The sequence below is a fragment of the Nocardiopsis sp. NPDC058631 genome, assembly GCF_042716955.1.
Lineage (GTDB): Bacteria > Actinomycetota > Actinomycetes > Streptosporangiales > Streptosporangiaceae > Nocardiopsis.
This window is the reverse complement of sequence record NZ_JBHXQY010000006.1, coordinates 43,138-62,078: the sequence shown is the minus strand read 5'-3', so window position 1 is coordinate 62,078 and position 18,941 is coordinate 43,138. Positions and strand designations below refer to the sequence as shown.

Here is an 18,941-nt window from a genome sequence, read left to right as displayed (position 1 = left end):
GCTCCAGGTCACCCCGTTTCCCTCCAGGAGGGGACATGCCCCGAAGTGAGCGCGCCCAGAAGCGTGAACAGCCCGCATCCGCCACAGGTCGATCCTGGCTCGACCGCTTCTTCTTCGTCAGTGAGCGCGGCTCCAGCATCGCCCGCGAGGTCCGGGGCGGTCTCACCACGTTCATGGCGATGGCGTACATCATCGTCCTGAACCCGATCATTTTGAGCGGCGTCGCCGACGTGAACGGGGACACCCTCTCCGCCGCGCAGCTGACCACCGTGACCGCCCTGGCCGCGGGCCTCGTCACGATCATGATGGGGGTGGTCGGACGCGCCCCGATCGCCTGCGCCGCCGCCCTGGGGGTGATGGCGGTCGTCGCCTACCAGGCCGCCCCGGTCATGTCCTGGCCCGAGGTGATGGGCCTGGTCGTGTGGCAGGGCATCGCCATCATCGCGATGGTCGTCACCGGTGTGCGCACCGCCGTGATGAACGCGCTGCCGCACAACCTCAAGCTGGCGATCGGCGTGGGCATCGGCCTCTTCGTCTCGCTGATCGGCCTGTCCAACGCCGGCTTCGTCAGCAGGGGCGACGGTGACAGCCTGCTCCAGATCGGCGCCTCCGGAGACGGCGGCCACCTCCTCGGCTGGCCGCTGCTGGTGTTCGTGTGCGGCCTGGTCCTGGCCGGTGTGCTGCTGGCGCGCGGGGTCTCCGGCGCGATCTTCTACGGGATCGTGGGGGCCACGCTGATGGCCGTCGTGGTCCACCACTCCCTGGGCCTGACCCCGCAGGACTGGGGCGGCGGGGCTCCCCAGCTGCCCGCGAGCCCGGTGGCGGTGCCCGACTTCGGGCTGCTGTTCCAGGTGGACATGTTCGGGGCCTGGGCGACGGCCGGGCCCACCGCCGCGGGGGTCATCCTGTTCACCCTCGTCCTGGCCGGGTTCTTCGACGCCGTCGGCACCATCCTGGCCATCGGCGCCAAGGCCGAGATCTCCGACGCCTCCGGGAACATGCCGCGGGTCAACCAGATCCTGGCCACGGACGGTACCGGGGCCGTGGTCGGCGGCCTGACCAGCTCCTCGGCCACCCTGGTGTTCGTGGAGTCGACGGCGGGGGTGAGCGAGGGCGCCAGGACCGGGCTGGCCAGCGTGGTCACGGGCCTGCTCTTCCTCACCGCGATCGTGTTCGCGCCGGTGTTCGCGATCGTCCCGGCCCAGGCCGCGTCGGTGGCCATGGTGCTGGTGGGCGCCCTGATGATGACGCAGATCCGCGACATCGACTGGGACGACATGTCCGTGGCGATTCCGGCGTTCCTGACGATCGCGATCATGCCGTTCGCCTACAACATCGCGAGCGGTATCGGGATCGGGATCATCGCCTACACCGTCCTCAGGTCGGCGCGGGGCCGGTTCCGCGAGGTGGGGTGGCTGATGTGGGCGCTGAGCGCCGTGTTCGTGTTCCACTTCTCGATGCACGCGCTGGGCCTGTGACCCGTTCCCGGGGCTCCTCCGGCGGGGTCGGCGCGCACGGGGGTGCGCACCGGCCCCGCCGCCGTCGGCGAAGACACAGGGGCGGCCCGCGCCCGCCGGCGTCCGGATTTCGTTGACAGTGCGCTGGAGCCACCCCTAAGTTGACATTGACAACTTTCATGCGCACCAGGGACGGACACCCATGGACGACGTCACGGTCAACGGCGCACGGCACCCCGCACCCCGCGATCCCGACACCACCTCCGCCGAACACGTACGCGACGGCCTCGGCCTCACCGGCACCAAGATCGCCTGCGGCAGCGGCGTCTGCGGCGCCTGCACGATCCTCGTCGACGGCTCCCCCACCGTCTCCTGCCTCCTGCCCTCCGACCGCCTGGCGGGCCGCACCGTCACCACGGTGGAGGGGCTGGGCGGAACCCACCCCGTCCAGTACGCCTTCGCGGCCCACGACGCGCTCCAGTGCGGTTACTGCACTCCGGGGCTGGTCGTCTCCTCCTCCGTCTTCGTCGACACCTGGCGTGCCGACCACGGCGACAGCCGCCCCGACCGCGACACGATCGCCGACGCGCTGTCGGGCCACCTGTGCCGGTGCGGCGCCTACGAGGGAATCTTCGCCGCCGTGGCCGCCGCCTGCGCCGGGGAGTTCGACGCCGTGCCCGACCGGGAGCCTCCCCGCCGCGACGCCCTCGACAAGGTCACCGGCCGGGCCCGGTTCAGCGCCGACCTGGCACCGCACGGGCACTGGGAGGGGGTGATCGTCCGCTCGACACACGCCCACGCCCGCGTGCGCGCCGTCCACCCGGGAACCGCGCGCTCCGGCGTCCCGGCGCCCGGGGGCCCCGCGGACGGCACGGCGGGGGCCGCCGCGACCGCCCCGGAGGACACACCCGTGTTCACGGACCTGCTCGGCGACGACCGCACCGTCCGCTACGTCGGCCAGCCGATCGCCGCCGTCGCCGCGCCGACCTCCGGCGGGGCCCGTGCGGCCGCGGCCGCCGTCCGGGTCGACTACGACCCGCTGCCCGCCGTGCTCGACGCCGGGGCCGCACGCACACCCGGCGCCCCGGTCCTCTACACGACCAAGGAGGAGCGGGCATCCGCGCCCAGCTACGGCGAGGCCCCCACTCCCCCGGCCCCCTGGACGGGCAACGTGCGCGGCCCCGGCACCCTGAGCTGGCGCGGCCCCACCGCCGTGCGCCGCCTGCGCCGCGCCGCCCGGTCCGGTGACCCGCTGCTGGTCTCCGGGGAGTTCACGACCGCCTCGCAGGCGCACAACCCCCTGGAACCGCACGTGTGCGTGGCCTTCTGGGAGCCCGGTGGCGACCTGTACCTGCGCGTGTCCACCCAGGCCGTGGCCAAGACCGCGGAGCGGGCCGCGCGGCGCTGGGGGCTGCCGCTGGACCGGGTGCACGTGGTCAGTGAGTTCGTCGGCGGCGGGTTCGGGGCCAAGAACGCCCTGTCCGCCGACATCGTGGCGTCGGTGGAGCTGGCCAGGGTCGCCCGCGCACCCGTGCGGGTCGTGTTCGACCGCTCCGAGGAGCTGACCGACGCGGGGCACCGGCCCGGTGCCAGGACCCGTGTGGCGCTGCTCGCCGACCGGAGCGGGAACCTGTCCGCGATGAGCGTGGACTCCGTCGGTGAGGGCGGTGTGTCGGTCGGCTCCTCGACGGCCGCGCTCGCGTTCCTGATGTACGGGCGCGCGCCCCGCCGGGTCCGCGACTTCGACGTGGTCACCAACCTGCCCCCCGGGATGCCCATGCGCGGCCCGGGCGGACCGCCCATGGCGTGGGCGCTGGAGCAGGCCGTCGACACGATGGCGCACCGGCTGGGCGAGGACCCGCTGGCCCTACGGGCCCGCTGGGACGGCAACCCCAAGCGGCGCGCCCTCTACCGGCGTGCGGCGCGGCTCGACCTGTGGCGGAACCGGCCGCGCGGACCGCGCACGGGCCGCTTCCGGCGCGGGGTGGGCGTGGCCGCCGCGAACTGGATGTACCTCATCGCACCGCAGGCCCAGGTCGAACTGTCGGTGGAGGGGGGCACGGTGGTGGTGCGCTCGTCCACCCAGGACATCGGCACCGGAATCCGCACGGTGCTCGCCGAGTCGGTCGCCGAGCGGCTGGGGATTCCCTCCCCGGGGCTGCGGGTGGAGATCGGGCGCAGCGGGCCGGTGCACGGCACCGGGTCGTACGGCTCGCGCACGACCACCTCGATGGGGCCCGCCGCGGTGCAGGCCGCCGACCGGCTGCGCAGCGCGCTGAGGGAGCGTTCCCCGTCCGTGCCCGCCGTCGGTCCGATACCCGAGCACGCGTTCAAGGAGGCCCTCGTCCACGCCGAGGGCGTGCGGGTGACGGGCGGGCGCGGCCGGGACCGCTGGGGCCGGCTCACCCCGGACATGGGCGGCGACCTGGCCCTGGGCCGGGGCCTCAGCGGCGCCGTCCACGTGATGGAGGTGGAGGTGGACACCCTTCTGGGCGGGGTGCGGCCGACCCGGTGCTGGGCGGGGATCGCCGCGGGCCGCGTGTACGCCGAACGGCTGGCCCGCAACCAGTGCGAGGGGGCGGTCGTCCAGGGTGTGGGGTACGCGCTGTTCGAGGAGCGGCGCCACGACCCGGCCACGGGGGTACTGCTCACCGACAACATGGAGGACTACCGGATTCCGGGGATGGGCGACGTGCCCGAGACCGAGGTGTACTTCCACGAGGGCGGGTTCGAGCACGTCGCGGGCGGCGGGGTCGGCCTCGGGGAGGTGTCGGTCGTCGGTGTGGCGGCCGCCCTGGCCAACGCCGTGCACGACGCCACCGGCTGGCGGCCGCACGAGCTGCCGATCCGACCCGACCGACTGATCGGAGGACTGCGATGACCGCCGTCACACGGCCCGGAACACTGGGCGAGGCGCTGGAGGGGCTGGACGGGACGGGTGCGCTCCCGCGCGCCGGGGGCACCGACCTGACCGCCTGCCTGGGCACGGGCGTCCTCGGCCCCGCCCCGGTGGTGGACCTGACCGGGGTGGGTGAGCTGCGCGGTGTGGACTGGCGCCCCGACGGCTCAGCCAGGTTGGGCGCGCTGACGGGTGTCGGCGAGCTGGCCACGAACCCGGGGCTGGTGGAGGCCTACCCCGCGCTGGCCGCCACGGCCCGGGTCCTGGCCACACCGCAGGTACGCGACGCCGCGACCCTGGGCGGGAACCTGTTGCAGCGCAACCGGTGCTGGTACCTGCGCAACCCGGCCTTCGACTGCTTCCAGACGGGAGGGCACTCCTGCCCCGCGCGCGCGGGCGACCACCTGTACGGGGTGGTCGTGGACCAGGGCCCGTGCGCGGCCCCGCACCCGTCGTCGCTGGCGGCGGCCCTGCTGGCCTACGACGCGTCGGTTCTGGTCGCCGGGGCCGGCGGAACCGGTCCGGAGATGCCCCTCGCCGACCTGTACGACGGGTCGGATCCCACCCGCGACCACGTGCTGGCGCCCGGCCGGGTGCTGGTGGCGGTGACGCTCCCGGTTCCCGTGCGGGGCGAGCGCGCCGCGTACCGGCGGGCGACCGGGCGGTCCCGGGCGGAGTGGCCGCTGGTGGAGGCCGTGGTCCGCCTGGAGTGCGGCGGGGACGGCACGGGGCCGGTGTCCCGGGCAGCGGTGGCGGTCGGCGGTGTGGCCCGGACCCCGCTGAGGCTGCCCGGGGTGGAGTCGGCCCTGGTCGGGTCGCTCCCCGGCCGGGCACCGGGTCCGGAGGTGGCGGACGCCCTGGCCGGTCTGGCCGAGCTGTGCTCCCCGCTCCCCTCCACGGGGTACAAGGTTGACCTGTTGCGTGCCACCGTGCTCGACGTGCTCGAACGGGCGCTGGGAGTCCCCTCGTCCTGAGTCCTCGGGCCCTCGTCGGGCCCTTGCCAGGGCGAATCCGTCCGGGTGGCGCGGGCGTCCTGGCCCGCGGCCGCGCGCACGGCGGGCCCCGCCGATCGGCGGGGCCCGTGGCCGGGTGGCCGGGGATCAGCCGCGCATCAGCGCCTGATGGGCGAGTTCGCGGCACACGACCGCGAAGTCCAGGCCGGCGGCGGCCGCCGCCATCGGGAACGTGGAGGTCTCGGTCAGCCCCGGCGCGACGTTGGTCTCCAGGAACGTGGCCCGGCCGTCCGCGCGGACGATGAGGTCGGTGCGGGAGAAGTCCCGCAGTCCCAGGACACGGTGCGCGGTCAGCGCCACCTCCTTGGCCGCGGCGACGGCGTCCGCGTCCAGGCGGGCCGGGCAGAAGAACTCGGTGCGACCGGCGGTGTAGCGGGCGGCGTAGTCGTACACGCCCCCGTCCGGCACGATCTCGACCGGTGGCAGGGCCACCGGGCCGTCGCCGGTGTCCAGGACCCCCACGGCGAGCTCGGTGCCCTGGACCTGCTCCTCGACCAGGGCCGAGTCGCTGTAGGCGAAGCAGGAGACCAGTGCGGCCGACAGGTCCTGCACCGAGGCGACCGGGGCGGCGCCGAAGGCCGACCCGCCCTTGTCGGGCTTGACGAACAGCGGCAGTCCCAGGCGCTCGGCGAGCCGGTCGAGGAGCGCGGGGGCGCCCAGGTCGTGGAACGCCGACTTGGGCAGCGCCGCGCCGCGCGGCACCCGCACGCCCTGCTCGGCGAGCAGGGCCTTGGCCGCGGGCTTGGAGTAGGCCAGGCGGCAGGCGGAGGGCCGGGCGCCCACGTAGGGCACGCCGACCAGTTCCAGGACCTCGCGGATGGCGCCGTCCTCGCCGGCCGACCCGTGCAGGACGGGGAAGACGACCTGCGGCGGGTCCTCGGCGAGGCGGTCGAGCAGTGTGGAGTCGACGTCGGCGACCTGGACCTCCACGTCCAGTCGGCGCAACGCCTCGGCGACGCTGCGCCCGGAGTGGACACTCACCTCGTGTTCGGGGGACAGTCCTCCCGCGAGAACGAGGACCCGGTCAAGGTCGGCCACGGCGCGGACCTCCTTCTGTGCTGCGGTCATGGTGCTTGGAGCCCTTGCTCGGGGGTGTCAGGGCAGGTCAGGAGCGGGCGCCTGGTGGCCCTCGGTGCTCGGGACCAGGGTGGTGCCGAACGTATCACGCAGGTCGACCTCCCCCTCGATGGCTCCGACGAGGCGGCGCACACCCTCGCGGATCTGTTCGGGGGTGGGGAAGCAGAAGCTGAGCCTCATGCTGTCGCGTCCCCGGCCGTCGGCGTAGAAACCGGTGCCGGGAACGTAGGCGACCCGCTCGGTGACCGCCCGGGGGAGCATCGCCTTGGCGTCGATGCCCTCGGGCAGGGTCGCCCAGACGAAGAATCCGCCCTCGGGCTTGGTCCAGGTGCACCCGGCGGGCATCATCGCGGTCAGCGCGTTGAGCATCGCGTCGCGTCGCTCGCTGTACATGGTGTTGAACACCTTGATCTGCTCGCGCCACGGGAAGGTGTGGAGGTAGCGGCGCACCACCAGCTGGTTGAACGTCGAGTGGCTGAGCATCGCCGACTCCGCGGCCAGGACGAGCTTGGCGCGTACTGCGGAGGGTGCGAGCGCCCAGCCGATGCGCAGTCCCGGGGAGAGGGTCTTGGACAGCGACCCGAGGTAGATGACGTTGCCCTCGCTCTGCGAGTACAGGGTGGGCTGTGGTTCGCCGTCGTAGCGCAGCAGGCCGTAGGGGTTGTCCTCGATGATGAGCACGTCGTGGCGCCTGCAGGCCTCGACCACCTGGGTGCGCCGTTCGGCGCTCATGGTGATGCCGGCGGGGTTCTGGAAGTTGGGGACGGTGTAGAAGAACTTGACCGGTCGGCCGTCCAGCTCGGCGCGGACGAGTGCCTCCTCCAGCTCGGAGGGGAGGACGCCCTGGTCGTCCATGGCCACGTGGCGGATGTCGGCCTGGAAGGCGGCGAAGGTGTTGATCGCGGTGACGTAGGTGGGGGCCTCGGTGAGGACGATGTCGCCCGGGTCGACGAACACGCGGGTGAGGAGGTCGAGTGCCTGCTGGGAGCCGACGGTGACGATGACGTTCTCGGGGCTGGCGGTGATGCCTTCGAGCGTCATGTACTCGCAGAGCTGCTCTCGCAGGACCGGGTCGCCCTGGGCCGATCCGTACTGGAGCGCGGCCGCGCCCTCCTCGGAGACGACATCCCTGACCAGTTCACCGATCTGGTCGAGGGGGAGGGCCGCGACGTTGGGCATCCCGCCCGCGAGGGAGACGATCTCCGGCCGGGACGCCACCGCGAAGAGTGCCCTGACCTCGGATGCGACCATGCCCTGTGCTCGACGTGCGTAACGGCCGATGTGGGGGTCGATGCGCGAGCCCTGTTGCGCGGGCTGCTGCTCTCGGTGGTCAGCGGACACGGTCCACCTCCGAAGGAAGGACGGTCTGAAGGGTCGACGGGGTGTCGGCCGGGACCCGGATGTGGTCTGCCGGTACGACGCCCCCGACGTCCCCGTGGTTCACACGGTGTTCCCGTGGCGGCTGGGCCGCCGGGGCCGGGCGAGATGGTCGGGTCGGTTGAGCCGTGGGTGAACACGATTCGGTAAATGTGCTGAGTGTAGCCCAGCCCACGGGCTCGGGTCCGGGGGGAAGAGCCATCCGTGCTGTTCGCCACACCGGTCACCCCCAACCACTTCGTCCCGAATCGTCCCCTCGTGGGTACCCACCACGCGGAGACGACTCACGCGGGGATGACGAGAACATGAGGAACTGTTCACTCTTTTCGCCTGAGTCGGACATAGATCCCATCCTTCCCATCGGTGACATTGGTTGCGTGGGACACGCACCTGTGGGGCCGCGTCCGGTCCGACATTCCAGGGGGAAGCCATGAGAGTCCGCTCGACCACCGCCACCGCCACCGTTCCGTTCGCCGTGCTCGTCCTGGGCGGGGTGCTCGCGACGTCCTGCTCGTTCGGCGCGCGCGACATGGAGGCCGACACGGCACAGGTGGAACTGGAGCGGGCGGCCGACGCCCTGTCCGCGACGGTCCTGCGCCCGGCGGCGGAGCGCGCCTTCGCCCGCGAGGGGCACCCCGTCCCGGGCGGTCTGACGTGCGGCAGCCGCCCGCGGCAGGAGCCGTCCGCGCCACCGTCCGACTCCGGCACCCCGGGTGCGAACCGGACCGCCGGAACGGAGGGGTTCGAGGCACCCGCCTCCCCCGAGCCGCGCGGCGGACGCCTGGAGGTCCACTGCAGCGGTGAGACGGAGGACGGCGCGCAGGCGGTGTTCGTGGGGCGGCTCCTGCGCACGGCGATGGCCGAGCGCGAGGCCGGCGACGACAGCCTGCCCGGAAGCTTCACCGGCAGCATCGACGGCGCGGAGGTCTTCGCCATGGACTGCTTCCAGTGCTCTCCCGCGGCCAAGGAGGCCGGGGAGCAGGTGCCCGGCGGCCAGGACGCGGGGAAGGAGAAGGCGGAGAACGTCGAGGAGGCCGACGAGTAGCGCCCGCGCCCCTGGTCCGCTTCCACCGCGGCGTGTGTGCGACGGGACGCCCCGGAGGAGACCACCTCGGGGACGTCCCGCCACGGTGCGCGGTGACCCCGGGGGCTCCCCCGACACCCCGGGGACCACCTGGGCCCTGCAGCACGTACGTTCCTCCCCGTGGCCCCCCTCAAGGCCCGAAGGTCGTGAACGTGCAGGCGGACCGGTCCCCGGCCCCGAGCCCTCTCCGGCCCGGTGACCGGCCCCGGTCGGGCCGCGCAGGCACAGTCCACCGCACCCGCGGACGAGCCGCAACGGTTGCACTAGGTTGCGATGACGTCGCTCAGGGCAACCGGCCTGTCGTCCGACTGCAGTGCCGCGCGCAGGTCCCGCACTCCGGGCGCCACCGACCCTGGCAGCAGGTCGGACGGAGAGGAGGGGGCGACGACCCGCACCGAGACCTCCTCGCTGAACCGGTAGGGGCGGCTCTCGATGATGCCGCCCAGGTGGCGGCGGAGGCGGGAGAGTTCGGCGCGCACCGTCACGACGTGCCCGCCCGCGCCGAACACGGCCTGCGACAGCTGGGCGCCCGTACGCCCCTCGCGGTGGCCCGCCAGCAACAGCAGCAGCTCCGCGTGGCGCGGTGTGAGCCGGTGCGTCCACTCCCCGCTGGTTCCGGCGACCGCCACCGTGGGGGCGGGGCGGGTCAGGTCCAGGGTGACCGTGGCGCCGCCTTCCTCCCGTTCCGGGCGGGGGCGTACCAGCCAGCCTCCCGGGAGGGGCTCCAGCGCGCATTCCCCCAGCGCGGGCAGCCAGGCCGTCCCGGTGTCCCGTTGCGTGGGCAGCAGGACCCTGCGGACCGGCTCCATGTGGACGGCGGCGGCCGTCCACCCCGCGTCGTCCACGACCAGTGCGCGCTCGCTCATCCCGGCCAGGAGGGGCGCGGCCACCGAGCGGAGCCGTTCCAGGTGCGTGTGGTGGATCCCCTGGAGGTGGGCCTCCGCGAGCTGCGCCACGGCGCTGACCAGAGCCAGGGTCGCCGGGTGGATGGTGCAGACGGGTCCGGTGACGTCGATGGCGCCGAGCAGGCGCCCGTCGCGGGGGTCGTGGATGGGCGCGCAGGCACAGGTCAGCGTGTGCAGGTTCCGGACGAAGTGCTCGGCCGAGTAGACCTGGACGGGGCGGCCCACGACCAGGGCGGTTCCGATGGCGTTGGTGCCCGTACTGCCCTCGTTCCAGAAGGCCCCCTCGACCAGCCCGACCCGGTCGCCGACCGACCGCATGCGGTGCGAGCCCTCCCGCCACAGGACCTGTCCCGAGGCGTCGGCGACCAGCATGATGTGGTCGGCCTCGTCCGCGACCGAGACCAGCGACCGGCGGATGAGCGGGAGGACCGCCGCGATCGGGGAGGCGTCGCGTGTGCGCTGGAGCTCGTCCACACGCGCCACCCTCGGGGGCGGCGCGCTGTCGGGGTCGATGCCGAAGCCGCGCATCCTTCCCCAGGAGTCCTCGATGACCGGACGCAGCGGAGCGGGTGCGGGACGTCCGGTGAGCGAGGCCTCGTGCACCCTGCGGAGCATGAGCGCGTGCTCGCGGGCGTCGGCCCCGACTGGCAGCGCCGTGTCCAGTGGAGGAAACGACATGTGACCCCCTGACTTCAGGTTCGCAAAGGAGATACCAAGTGTCCTGGTTGGGCTCCGGCAAGGTGAGGAAACCGGGACACACGCACGTTTCGGAGGCACATCCGGCACAGAGCTTCCGCTTCCGCCGTCCAACAACGGGCACGCGGTGCGCGGAACGGCCGGAGCACCCGCCGGGGCGGCGTCACCAGGATCGGCCACGGCACGCCCCGAACCGTGCGGTTGGCCGAAAGCGGCCATGCCCGCACGAAGGACCGCAGGTGGGAGGGTGCGGGACGTGATGGCGCACGTGCGCTTTCGCCGTGCATCGGTACGCGCGGGCCGCCCCGGGTTCCCCGGCCTCGGTGCGCCCACGGCCCTCCGGAGGCCGAAGCGTGGCGAAGACCCACAGGAACCCGGCCCGGCCGCTCCCGGGCCGGACGGCGGCCCCACCCGCATGGGCACCGTCACAGGCCACCGGATCCGCGTTCCACCGGGGTGATCGCGCCACGTAACACGGATCACGCGGATCACCAGGTCAAGCCAGGACTGCGGCGCCCCGGTCCCGTGTTGGAGCCGGGAGTGTCCCCGCGTGGGACTTCTTCGAGGGTGCCCCGCCCGAAGGCGGTTCACGGCGCCCGAGCACCTCCCCGGTTCTCTCCGTCCTTGCCCTTCCCTGTGCTGGAGCCCCTGTGACCCTTCTTTCCGTGCGTCCGAAGCGCCGTGCCCCGACGGGCGCCCCGACCGACGTCCAGGAGACCGCCGTCCGGAACGGTGCTGTCCAGGACACTGCCGTCCGGAACGCCGACGCCCGGAGCGGTACCCGGCACGGCGGCACCCGGCCGACGCGCCTGCGCGCGCTGCTGCTCGTGGTCGTCCTGGGCGTGCTGTCCGCGCTCGGCCCGCTCGCCACCGACCTCTACCTGCCCGCGCTGCCCCAGATCTCCGCCGACCTCGGCGCCAGCGAGGCCGCTGTCAAGCTCACCCTGACCTCGGTGATGGCGGGGCTCGCCCTGGGACAGCTGGTCATCGGGCCCCTCAGCGACCGGTGGGGGCGCCGCCTCCCACTCCTGGCGGGTATCGGCCTGTTCACCGCCACCACGTTCGCCATCGCCCTGGTGTCGAGCGTGGAGGCGTTCAGCGCGCTGCGCTTCCTCCAGGGGCTGTCCGCGGCCGCCGGGCTGGTGGTCTCCCGCGCGATCGTGCGCGACGTGTTCGACGGCGACGCCGCCGCCACCTTCTTCTCCCGGCTCGTGCTGATCGCCGGGCTGGCCCCGATGCTCGGTCCGGTGCTCGGCGGCCAGCTGCTCTTCCTCGGCTCCTGGCAGCTGCTGTTCGGGGTGCTCGGCGCCGCGGGCCTGCTGACCTTCGGGCTGGTCCTGTTCGGGCTGCCCGAGAGCCTGCCCCCCGAGGAGCGCCAGCGGGTGAGCCCGCGCGCGCAGCTGCGCGTGTTCGGCGGCCTGCTCCGCGACGTCCGCTTCACGGGCCCGACCCTCACGCTCGCGCTGAGCTTCGGTATGAGCTTCACCTACATCTCGACGTTCTCCTTCGTGTCGCAGTCGCGGTTCGGAGCGAGTGCCCAGGAGTTCAGCCTGGTGTTCGCGGTGACCACGCTCGGGATGATCCTCGGCAACCAGGTGAACGCCTTCCTGATCCGGAGGGTGGAGATCCACCGCCGTCTGCTCCTCGGGCTGGGCGGGTCGATCCTGTCGGTGGCCGCCCTCGCGGTGTTGGACACCGCGGGCCTCGCCGACCTGGTGACGGTGACCGCCGCCCTGTTCGTGATGATGGTGTTCACCGGCCTGGTGTCGCCGAACGCGACCGCGCTGGCCCTGAACGGGCAGCCGCCCCGGATCGCCGGAAGCGGCTCGGCCCTGTTGGGCACGCTCCAGTTCGGCATCGGGTCCGGACTCGCCGCCACCGCGGGGATGACCGGTCCGGTGACCCTGTCCAGCATGACGACGGTCATGCTCGCCACCGCCGTCGGCGCGGCCGCGGTCTTCGTCGGCTTCGCGCTGCGCGCCCGGCGGGTGGCGCCCGCCGCATGAGTGTCGGCCCCTCCGGCTACCCTGGTCTGTCCACGTCAGAGCCCAGAGGAGTGTGTCGTGTTCGCTTTTCCGGACCCCAAGGCCGAGTCCCTGACCGGTGAGCCCCCCGGTGTGTGGGCGCAAGTGCTCCCCCACCTGGAGGAGAGCGCCGGGACGTCCTGGCTGACGGTGGCCCGGCCGGACGGCCGCCCGCACACGCGGCCGGTACTGGTCGTGTGGGTCGACGGACAGCCCTGCTTCGCCTCCGGGCAGGAGTCGGCCAAGTCGCGTCTGATGGCCGACTCGCCCCAGGTGAGCCTGGCGTTCGGCGCGGGGCGGATGGACGTGGTGGTGGAGGGGTCCGTCGAGACGGTGCGGGACCCCGAGAGGCTGGGGCGGGTCGCCCGCGCGTACGCCGAACGCCATGGTTGGAAGCCGGTGCCCGGCGACGGCGAGCTGACCGGCCCCGCAGGTGCGCCGACCGCGGGCCCACCGCCCTATGGGGTGTTCGCCCTGGTAATGTCGACAGTGTTCGCATTCCCGAGCGGGGATCTGCCCCACGGGCCGACGCGGTGGCGTTTCGACGTGTGGCCCTGAGCCCCGGACGGGCACGCGGCGGCCGCAGGTCCCGGCGCGGACTCACCCGGGTCACGATCCGACCAGGTGGGCCGGGCGGATGAAACGTCTCGTCTCGCAGGTAGGTCTCCTTCGCAGCAACGCAGCCTCACCAGCTCATCCCCTTAGCTCACCCCCTTTGGAGGCAAAAAGTGCGCGGACGGATCGTTCTTTCGACATTGGTCGTGTTGTGGCTGCTCATCGGACTGTTCGCCGCGTTCCAGCGCGGACTGTTCAACTCGGATGAGGCCTCGTGTTCGACCCTGGGCCACACCGTGGGGACCGTTTTCGTCGGTCCCCTCAACTACTTCGGGGTCAACCCGACGATCGAGTGCCCCTCGGTCCCCGAGCCCTCCGAGTAGTCCTTCTTCCATGGAGCCGCGCACACCCCCCGGGTGTGCGCGGCTTCGGCGTTGCCGGAACTGCCCCTTCCCCCGACCGGGGAGGGGGCAGTTCGACCCCTCCGCCGAAGGGCACCCGGTCCACGGTGGGGCGGGGAAGGGGTCTTGCCGTACCACCGGCGAGGCCGCACACTCCCATCCATGCCGACTCCCGACCTTGCGGACACCGACCGGCTTCTGGCCCGGCTGGACCGATTCGACCTCACGCCGGAGGCGACGGGGCTGCGCTCCCGCGCGCGGGAGCTCCTGCGCGCGGGCCCCGACGACACTGTCGTGGACGTGGGCTGCGGCGCGGGGCGCGCGGCGGCCGAGATCGCCGCCGCGGGGCCGCACGTGGTCGGTGTGGACCTCGACGAGCGCATGCTCGACACCGCCCGTGAGCGCCACCCCGGTCCGGAGTTCCGACACGGCGACGCCTACGCGCTCCCCCTCGCCGACGGCAGCGTCCAGGGCTACCGGGCGGAGAAGGTGTTCCACTCCCTCGGCGACCCCGCACGCGCGCTCGCCGAGGCCCGGCGGGTCCTGGCCCCGGAGGGCCGCCTCGTCCTGCTCGGCCAGGACTGGGACGCGTACATGGTGGACTCGGCCGACCCGGTGCTGACCCGTGCGATCGTCGCCTCCTACGCCGACGGCATGCCCGACCCCCGTGCGCCGCGCCGCCAGCGCGCCCTTCTGATGGAGTCGGGTTTCAGGCGCGTGGAGGTGGAGGGGAGGGTGCTGCTGTTCACCGATGCGGAGGTCCTGCCCATGCTCACCGGACTGGCGTCCGCGGCCGTGGCGGCGGGAGCGGTCCCCGCGGAGCGGGCGGCCGCGTGGGTGGGCGAACAGCGCGGACGCGCCGAAGAGGGGCGGCTGTTCGTCGCGATCCCGTTCCTCCTGGTCAGCGCCGGACGTTAGAGGGCGTCGGCGGTGTGCGCCCGGCCGTGGGAAAGGTGCGCGGGGGCGCACCGGGCACCGCGTACTCAGCTCGGTGACACCGTCCGGACCACCGCACGCACACCCAGGGGCTGGAGCGCGAGGGCCGGACGCGGCCGTACAGCCTCCGGTTCCACGGGTTCCAGCCGCACCCTGGCGTACAGTTCCGCGGCGATCACCTGCACCTCGCGCAGGGCCATCGACGCTCCGACGCAGCCGCGCGGCCCCGCCCCGAAGGGGAAGTAGGCGTACCGGTGGGCGGGTCCCCCCGCGAGCCAGCGCTCGGGTCGGAACTCCCCTGCCTGCGGGAACCACCGCTCGTCCCGGTGGGTCACCCACTGGCTGAGACCGAGGACGGTCCCCGGGGGGAGGGTGTGGCCGCCCACCTCGAACGGGCGCACGGTCTCCCGGCTCATCACCCACGCCGGCGGGTAGAGGCGGATGGCCTCCTTGGCCGCGGCAGGCGCGAACCCCTCCTCCCCCATCCGGGCGCCCGCCTGCGGGTTGCGCCCCAGAAGGTGGAGGAGCCAGGTCAGGGCGTCCGCCGTGGTCTCGTAGCCCGACATCAGCAGGGTGGCGAGCTCGTCCCGGACCTCCTCGAAGGGCGGCCCGTCCGCGAGGAGGGCGCCCAGTGCGGTCCCGGTGCCGTCCTCCCCGTGCTCCCGGACCAGTGTGGCGAGGGTGTCGTCCAGAGTCCGCAGGGACCGCCGCAGGTCGCGGTTGACGCGGGTCGGCAGCCACGCGGGCAGGCGCGGGGAGGACGTGAGCCGCATGATGGCCGCCACCGCACGCGCCAGGGCCTCGCCGTGCTCACCGGGTTCGCGGCCCGCGATGTGGGTCGCGCCCACCAGCATGGCCAGGCGTGACATCTCGTGGTGCACGTCGATGGTCTGCCCCTCGGCCCACGATCCGACCGTGCGGGCGACGCCCTCCCGCGCGGCCTCCTCCAGGTGTGCGAGGCGTTCGCTGCGAAAGGCCGGGCGGAGCCGAGCACGTTTGCGCTCCCAGTCCGCTCCCTCGCTGTTCATCATGGCGAGGGGGAAGCCGGTGGGCCCCCGGCGTGTGCCGTCGCTGATCTTGACGACGTTCTCACCGCGGTCGACCAGGACGCGGCCGATGTCGTCGGGGTGGGCCAGGAGCACGTTGGAGGGGGTGAGGGAGACGACGTCGCCGAACTCGCGCACCGCCCGGGTGAGGAAGCCGAGGGGGTCCAGGGCGTAGTCGGCGGCGTTGGCCGTGCCGCGCCCTCCCCGGGGCCCCGGAGGGGCGGTGTACGTGGCCGTCATCGGGTCCGTCCTGGGGTGGCGGCGGGCCCGTGCCCCGGAGGATCGGCACGGGCCCTGAGAGCGGCGGGGTCAGGTACCGGGGTCCGGTGACCGGACCGGTTCGTGGCCTCGGGGGGGTTCGGGTGCCCGTAGGAGCCCGGTTACGTCGGCGGTCACGCCCTGCGGGGCGGCCTCGGATGCCCGGGAGGCGAGGGCGGTGGCCCAGGCCGTGTTCCGCGGATCATTCCGGGCTCGCGTCCCCCAGGCTGCCTCTCGCTGCGCCGAACGCGCTCGGACAGCCACACCCGGGCTGACCTGAGCTACTCATCCTGCGAGAGATGGCCTGGCAGCCGCCCGCGTCGATCGGCGCAAGCGCCGAGTCAACCGAAAGCATCCACGGACCACGCCCTAGTAGTAGATGTAGGGACGGGTCAGGCGCTCGCTGTCGACGATGCCCAGCCTGGCGGCGATGCGGTAGGCGAATTTCCTCATCGGTTCGTTCCCTTCTGCGGGGTTGCCCGGTGGCTCCGGGCGATCTGCTGAACACTACGCGGGGCCCCGCCGCCCGAGGCAGTGGCGGGAGAGTGAGCGATCGTAGGTGCGAAGGTAAGCCGCGGGTGGCGCCGCGGTCAGGTCCGTGCGGGCCCGCGGGTCCGCCCGCCCACACCTGGCACCCGGTACGTTCCGGCCCCCGGTTTGACGCGGGTGACGGGGACTGCCGTAGCGTACGACCGTACGCGGAGCGCGCCGACCCGGGACGGAGCCGTCCCCGGCTCCCGGACACCGGCGGCCCCCGTTCCCGAGGAGGGCCGCTCTCACGGAACGTGCTCATGGGAGCGTTCCCATGCCTGTCCGTGACAGTTCCACCACTGTCGACACGACACCGCGACCAGACGCCGACGCCGCAGGAGAGACCCCTTTGAACGCACCCCTTCCCTACCTCGATCCCGCGCTCGGCCACGCCGAGCGGGTCACCGACCTCCTCGGGCGCATGACGCTGCCCGAGAAGATCGGCCAGATGCTGCAACTCGACGCCAGGGACGGGGTCCGCCCCCTCATCGAGGACATGCATGCGGGATCGATCCTGCACACCTCCCCCGAGCTCGTCCTGGAAGCGGCCGCGCTGACGGAGCGGACACGTCTGCGCATCCCCCTCCTGGTCGCCGAGGACTGCATCCACGGCCATTCCTTCTGGGAGGGCGCAACGATCTTCCCGACCCAGCTCGGCATGGCGGCGACCTGGGACGCCGGACTCGTCGAGAGGGTCGCCCGCACCACGGCCGTCGAGGTCTCCGCGACCGGCATCCACTGGACGTTCTCCCCGGTCCTGTGCATCGCCCGCGACCTGCGTTGGGGGCGCGTCAGCGAGACCTTCGGCGAGGACCCCTTCCTCATCGGCGAGATGGCCTCGGCGATGGTCAGGGGCTACCAGGGCGAGGGGCTGGACGACCCGACGGCGATCCTGGCCTGCGCCAAGCACTTCGCCGGGTACTCCGAGACGCAGGGCGGGCGGGACGCGAGCGAGGCGGACATCTCGCGGCGCAAGCTGCGCTCGTGGTTCCTGCCCCCGTTCGAGAGGGTCGCGCGCGAGGGTTGCCGCACCTTCATGCTCGGCTACCAGTCGATGGACGGTGTGCCGATCACCGTCAACGACTGGCTGCTCAACGACGTCCTGCGCGGTGAGTGGGGGTACACCGGCACGCTCGTGACCGACTGGGACAACGTGGGCCGCATGGTGTGGGAGCAGCGCGTGTACGCCGACCACACCCAGGCCGCCGCGGCCGCGGTCCGCGCGGGCAACGACATGGTGATGACCACTCCGGGGTTCTTCGAGGGCGCACAGGAGGCGGTCGCCCGGGGCGCGCTCACCGAGGCGGAGATCGACGCCGCCGTCAGCCGCATCCTCATGCTCAAGTTCGAGCTCGGGCTCTTCGAGGCCCCGCGCCACCCCGACCCGGAGCGCCAGACCGCGGTCATCGGCGCACGGGAGCACACCGCGCTGAACCTGGAGGTGGCCCGCCGCTCACTGGTCCTGCTGGCCAACGACGGCACCCTGCCGCTGGACGGGGGGTTCGGTACCGACTCCTCCGGGAGGGCCGACGCGCCCGCGGACGCCCCGGACCGCACCATCGCCGTCGTCGGCCCCAACTCCGACGACCCCCAGACCCAGCTCGGCGACTGGGCCGGCTCCTCGGGCCAGGTCGGCTGGCTCCCGGACGGGCACCCGCGCGAGATGATCCAGACCGTCCTGGACGGTGTGCGCGACCACTCCCCGCAGGGGTGGAAGGTGCGGCACGCCCGCGGCGCGGACATCCTCCGACTCGCTTCGGACCCGGAGGGAGAGTTCTTCCCCGACGGGCAGCCGCGCCCCCGCGTCGTGGTCCCCGCCGAACCCGACGGGGAGATGATCCGCGAGGCCGTGGAGGCGGCCGAGGCCGCCGACTACGTCGTCGCCGTGGTCGGCGACCGCATCGAACTCGTGGGCGAGGGCAGGTCCACCGCGACCCTCGAACTCGTCGGCGGCCAGGTCGCGCTCCTCGACGCTCTCGCCGCGACCGGGACCCCGATGGTCGTCGTCGTGGTCGCCTCCAAGCCGCTCGTGCTCCCGGACTCGGCGCTGGGGGCCGCCGCCCTGGTGTACGCGTCCAATCCGGGCATGCGCGGAGGGCGCGCGGTCGCCGAGCTGCTGCTCGGGCTGGTGGAGCCCTCGGGGCGCCTGCCGATCTCCTTCGCGCGGCACGCCGGACAGCAGCCGACCTTCTACAACCAGGTGCGCGGCCAGCACGGCGACCGGTACGCGGACCTCACCCAGCGTCCGGCGTTCGCGTTCGGCGAGGGCCTCTCCTACACGACCGTCGAGTACGCGGACCTTCGGATCCCACAGCCCGCGGTCGGGCTCGGGGACACCGTGCGCGCACGGGTCACCGTGGCCAACACGGGTACGAGGCCCGCGTTGGAGACCGTCCAGGCCTACGTCGGTGACACGGTCGCGTCGGTCACGTGGGCGGAGAAGGAGCTCAAGGCGTACCGGCAGGTGCGGCTCGCACCGGGCGAGTCCCGTGTCGTCGAGATCGAGGTGCCGGTCTCGGACTGCACGATCGTCGACGCCTCGGGGGCCCGCGTGGTCGAGCCGGGCGGGTTCGAGCTCCTCGTGGGGCCGTCCTCGCGGGCGGCGGACCTGCTGCGCGCGGACTTCACCGTCGAGGGCTGAGGGCGGACGGGGCCGCGGGCGGCACGTCCGGGGGCCGTGCC

14 protein-coding genes are annotated in these 18,941 nt (G+C 73.3%); 9 read left to right on the top strand and 5 right to left on the bottom strand.

From position 1 onward, the window contains the following. Positions 1 to 35: 35 nt before the first annotated feature. The 3 genes from ACFWTE_RS04130 to ACFWTE_RS04120 all read left to right on the top strand — a co-directional run bounded on the left by ACFWTE_RS04130 (position 36) and on the right by ACFWTE_RS04120 (position 5,330). Positions 36 to 1,478, top strand: coding sequence for an NCS2 family permease (locus tag ACFWTE_RS04130; protein ID WP_378777839.1), 1,443 nt, complete (start codon positions 36 to 38; stop codon positions 1,476 to 1,478). Between the two features lie 181 nt (positions 1,479 to 1,659). After that, positions 1,660 to 4,338, top strand: a complete 2,679-nt coding sequence (locus ACFWTE_RS04125) for a molybdopterin-dependent oxidoreductase (protein WP_378777837.1) — start codon at positions 1,660 to 1,662, stop codon at positions 4,336 to 4,338. Next, a complete protein-coding gene (locus tag ACFWTE_RS04120; protein ID WP_378777835.1) occupies positions 4,335 to 5,330 on the top strand; it encodes an FAD binding domain-containing protein in 996 nt (331 codons plus the stop codon). The genes ACFWTE_RS04125 and ACFWTE_RS04120 overlap by 4 nt, the downstream gene beginning before the upstream one ends. A 126-nt stretch (positions 5,331 to 5,456) precedes the next feature. Here the strand turns inward: ACFWTE_RS04120 and ACFWTE_RS04115 are convergent, their stop codons facing one another. Beyond that, a complete protein-coding gene (locus ACFWTE_RS04115; RefSeq protein WP_378777833.1) occupies positions 5,457 to 6,437 on the bottom strand; it encodes a D-alanine--D-alanine ligase in 981 nt (326 codons plus the stop codon). A gap of 27 nt (positions 6,438 to 6,464) precedes the next feature. Further along, positions 6,465 to 7,697 (bottom strand): PLP-dependent aminotransferase family protein, encoded by a 1,233-nt coding sequence (locus ACFWTE_RS04110; protein WP_378777892.1) that lies wholly within the window; start codon positions 7,695 to 7,697, stop codon positions 6,465 to 6,467. A 556-nt stretch (positions 7,698 to 8,253) separates the two neighbouring features. Here ACFWTE_RS04110 and ACFWTE_RS04105 point away from each other — a divergent pair. Further along, positions 8,254 to 8,868, top strand: coding sequence for a hypothetical protein (locus ACFWTE_RS04105; RefSeq protein WP_378777831.1), 615 nt, complete (start codon positions 8,254 to 8,256; stop codon positions 8,866 to 8,868). Between the two features lie 302 nt (positions 8,869 to 9,170). Here the strand turns inward: ACFWTE_RS04105 and ACFWTE_RS04100 are convergent, their stop codons facing one another. Continuing rightward, on the bottom strand, positions 9,171 to 10,490 hold the full coding sequence (locus ACFWTE_RS04100) for a GAF domain-containing protein (protein WP_378777829.1): 1,320 nt from the start codon (positions 10,488 to 10,490) through the stop codon (positions 9,171 to 9,173). Between the two features lie 827 nt (positions 10,491 to 11,317). On the opposite strand from ACFWTE_RS04100, the gene ACFWTE_RS04095 reads away from it, so the two are divergent. From ACFWTE_RS04095 to ACFWTE_RS04080, 4 genes are all read left to right on the top strand, one after another. Next, on the top strand, positions 11,318 to 12,514 hold the full coding sequence (locus ACFWTE_RS04095) for a multidrug effflux MFS transporter (protein WP_378777891.1): 1,197 nt from the start codon (positions 11,318 to 11,320) through the stop codon (positions 12,512 to 12,514). Between the two features lie 57 nt (positions 12,515 to 12,571). Further along, positions 12,572 to 13,090, top strand: coding sequence for a pyridoxamine 5'-phosphate oxidase family protein (locus tag ACFWTE_RS04090; RefSeq protein WP_378777827.1), 519 nt, complete (start codon positions 12,572 to 12,574; stop codon positions 13,088 to 13,090). A 170-nt stretch (positions 13,091 to 13,260) separates the two neighbouring features. Beyond that, a complete protein-coding gene (locus ACFWTE_RS04085) occupies positions 13,261 to 13,470 on the top strand; it encodes a hypothetical protein (protein WP_378777826.1) in 210 nt (69 codons plus the stop codon). A 180-nt stretch (positions 13,471 to 13,650) separates the two neighbouring features. Continuing rightward, on the top strand, positions 13,651 to 14,406 hold the full coding sequence (locus ACFWTE_RS04080) for a methyltransferase domain-containing protein (protein ID WP_378777824.1): 756 nt from the start codon (positions 13,651 to 13,653) through the stop codon (positions 14,404 to 14,406). A 65-nt stretch (positions 14,407 to 14,471) separates the two neighbouring features. On the opposite strand, the gene ACFWTE_RS04075 is transcribed toward ACFWTE_RS04080, so the two are convergent. Then, entirely contained in the window at positions 14,472 to 15,710 is a 1,239-nt protein-coding gene (locus ACFWTE_RS04075; RefSeq protein WP_378777822.1) for a cytochrome P450, read from the bottom strand. 387 nt (positions 15,711 to 16,097) lie between these two features. Continuing rightward, complete coding sequence (locus ACFWTE_RS04070; RefSeq protein WP_378777890.1) at positions 16,098 to 16,181, bottom strand: cittilin family RiPP precursor; 84 nt, start codon at positions 16,179 to 16,181, stop codon at positions 16,098 to 16,100. 427 nt (positions 16,182 to 16,608) lie between these two features. Here ACFWTE_RS04070 and ACFWTE_RS04065 point away from each other — a divergent pair, with 427 nt between their 5' ends. Next, positions 16,609 to 18,900, top strand: a complete 2,292-nt coding sequence (locus ACFWTE_RS04065; RefSeq protein WP_378777820.1) for a glycoside hydrolase family 3 N-terminal domain-containing protein — start codon at positions 16,609 to 16,611, stop codon at positions 18,898 to 18,900. Positions 18,901 to 18,941 lie beyond the last annotated feature (41 nt).

Excerpts from the sequence above, each read along its gene's own strand:
- ACFWTE_RS04105 (WP_378777831.1), top strand. The coding sequence starts at position 8,254 with ATGAGAGTCCGCTCGACCACCGCCACCGCCACCGTTCCGTTCGCCGTG.
- ACFWTE_RS04070 (WP_378777890.1), bottom strand. The coding sequence starts at position 16,181 with ATGAGGAAATTCGCCTACCGCATCGCCGCCAGGCTGGGCATCGTCGAC.
- ACFWTE_RS04125 (WP_378777837.1), top strand. The coding sequence starts at position 1,660 with ATGGACGACGTCACGGTCAACGGCGCACGGCACCCCGCACCCCGCGAT.
- ACFWTE_RS04100 (WP_378777829.1), bottom strand. The coding sequence starts at position 10,490 with ATGTCGTTTCCTCCACTGGACACGGCGCTGCCAGTCGGGGCCGACGCC.
- ACFWTE_RS04075 (WP_378777822.1), bottom strand. The coding sequence starts at position 15,710 with ATGACGGCCACGTACACCGCCCCTCCGGGGCCCCGGGGAGGGCGCGGC.
- ACFWTE_RS04080 (WP_378777824.1), top strand. The coding sequence starts at position 13,651 with ATGCCGACTCCCGACCTTGCGGACACCGACCGGCTTCTGGCCCGGCTG.
- ACFWTE_RS04115 (WP_378777833.1), bottom strand. The coding sequence starts at position 6,437 with ATGACCGCAGCACAGAAGGAGGTCCGCGCCGTGGCCGACCTTGACCGG.
- ACFWTE_RS04120 (WP_378777835.1), top strand. The coding sequence starts at position 4,335 with ATGACCGCCGTCACACGGCCCGGAACACTGGGCGAGGCGCTGGAGGGG.
- ACFWTE_RS04130 (WP_378777839.1), top strand. The coding sequence starts at position 36 with ATGCCCCGAAGTGAGCGCGCCCAGAAGCGTGAACAGCCCGCATCCGCC.
- ACFWTE_RS04110 (WP_378777892.1), bottom strand. The coding sequence starts at position 7,697 with ATGGTCGCATCCGAGGTCAGGGCACTCTTCGCGGTGGCGTCCCGGCCG.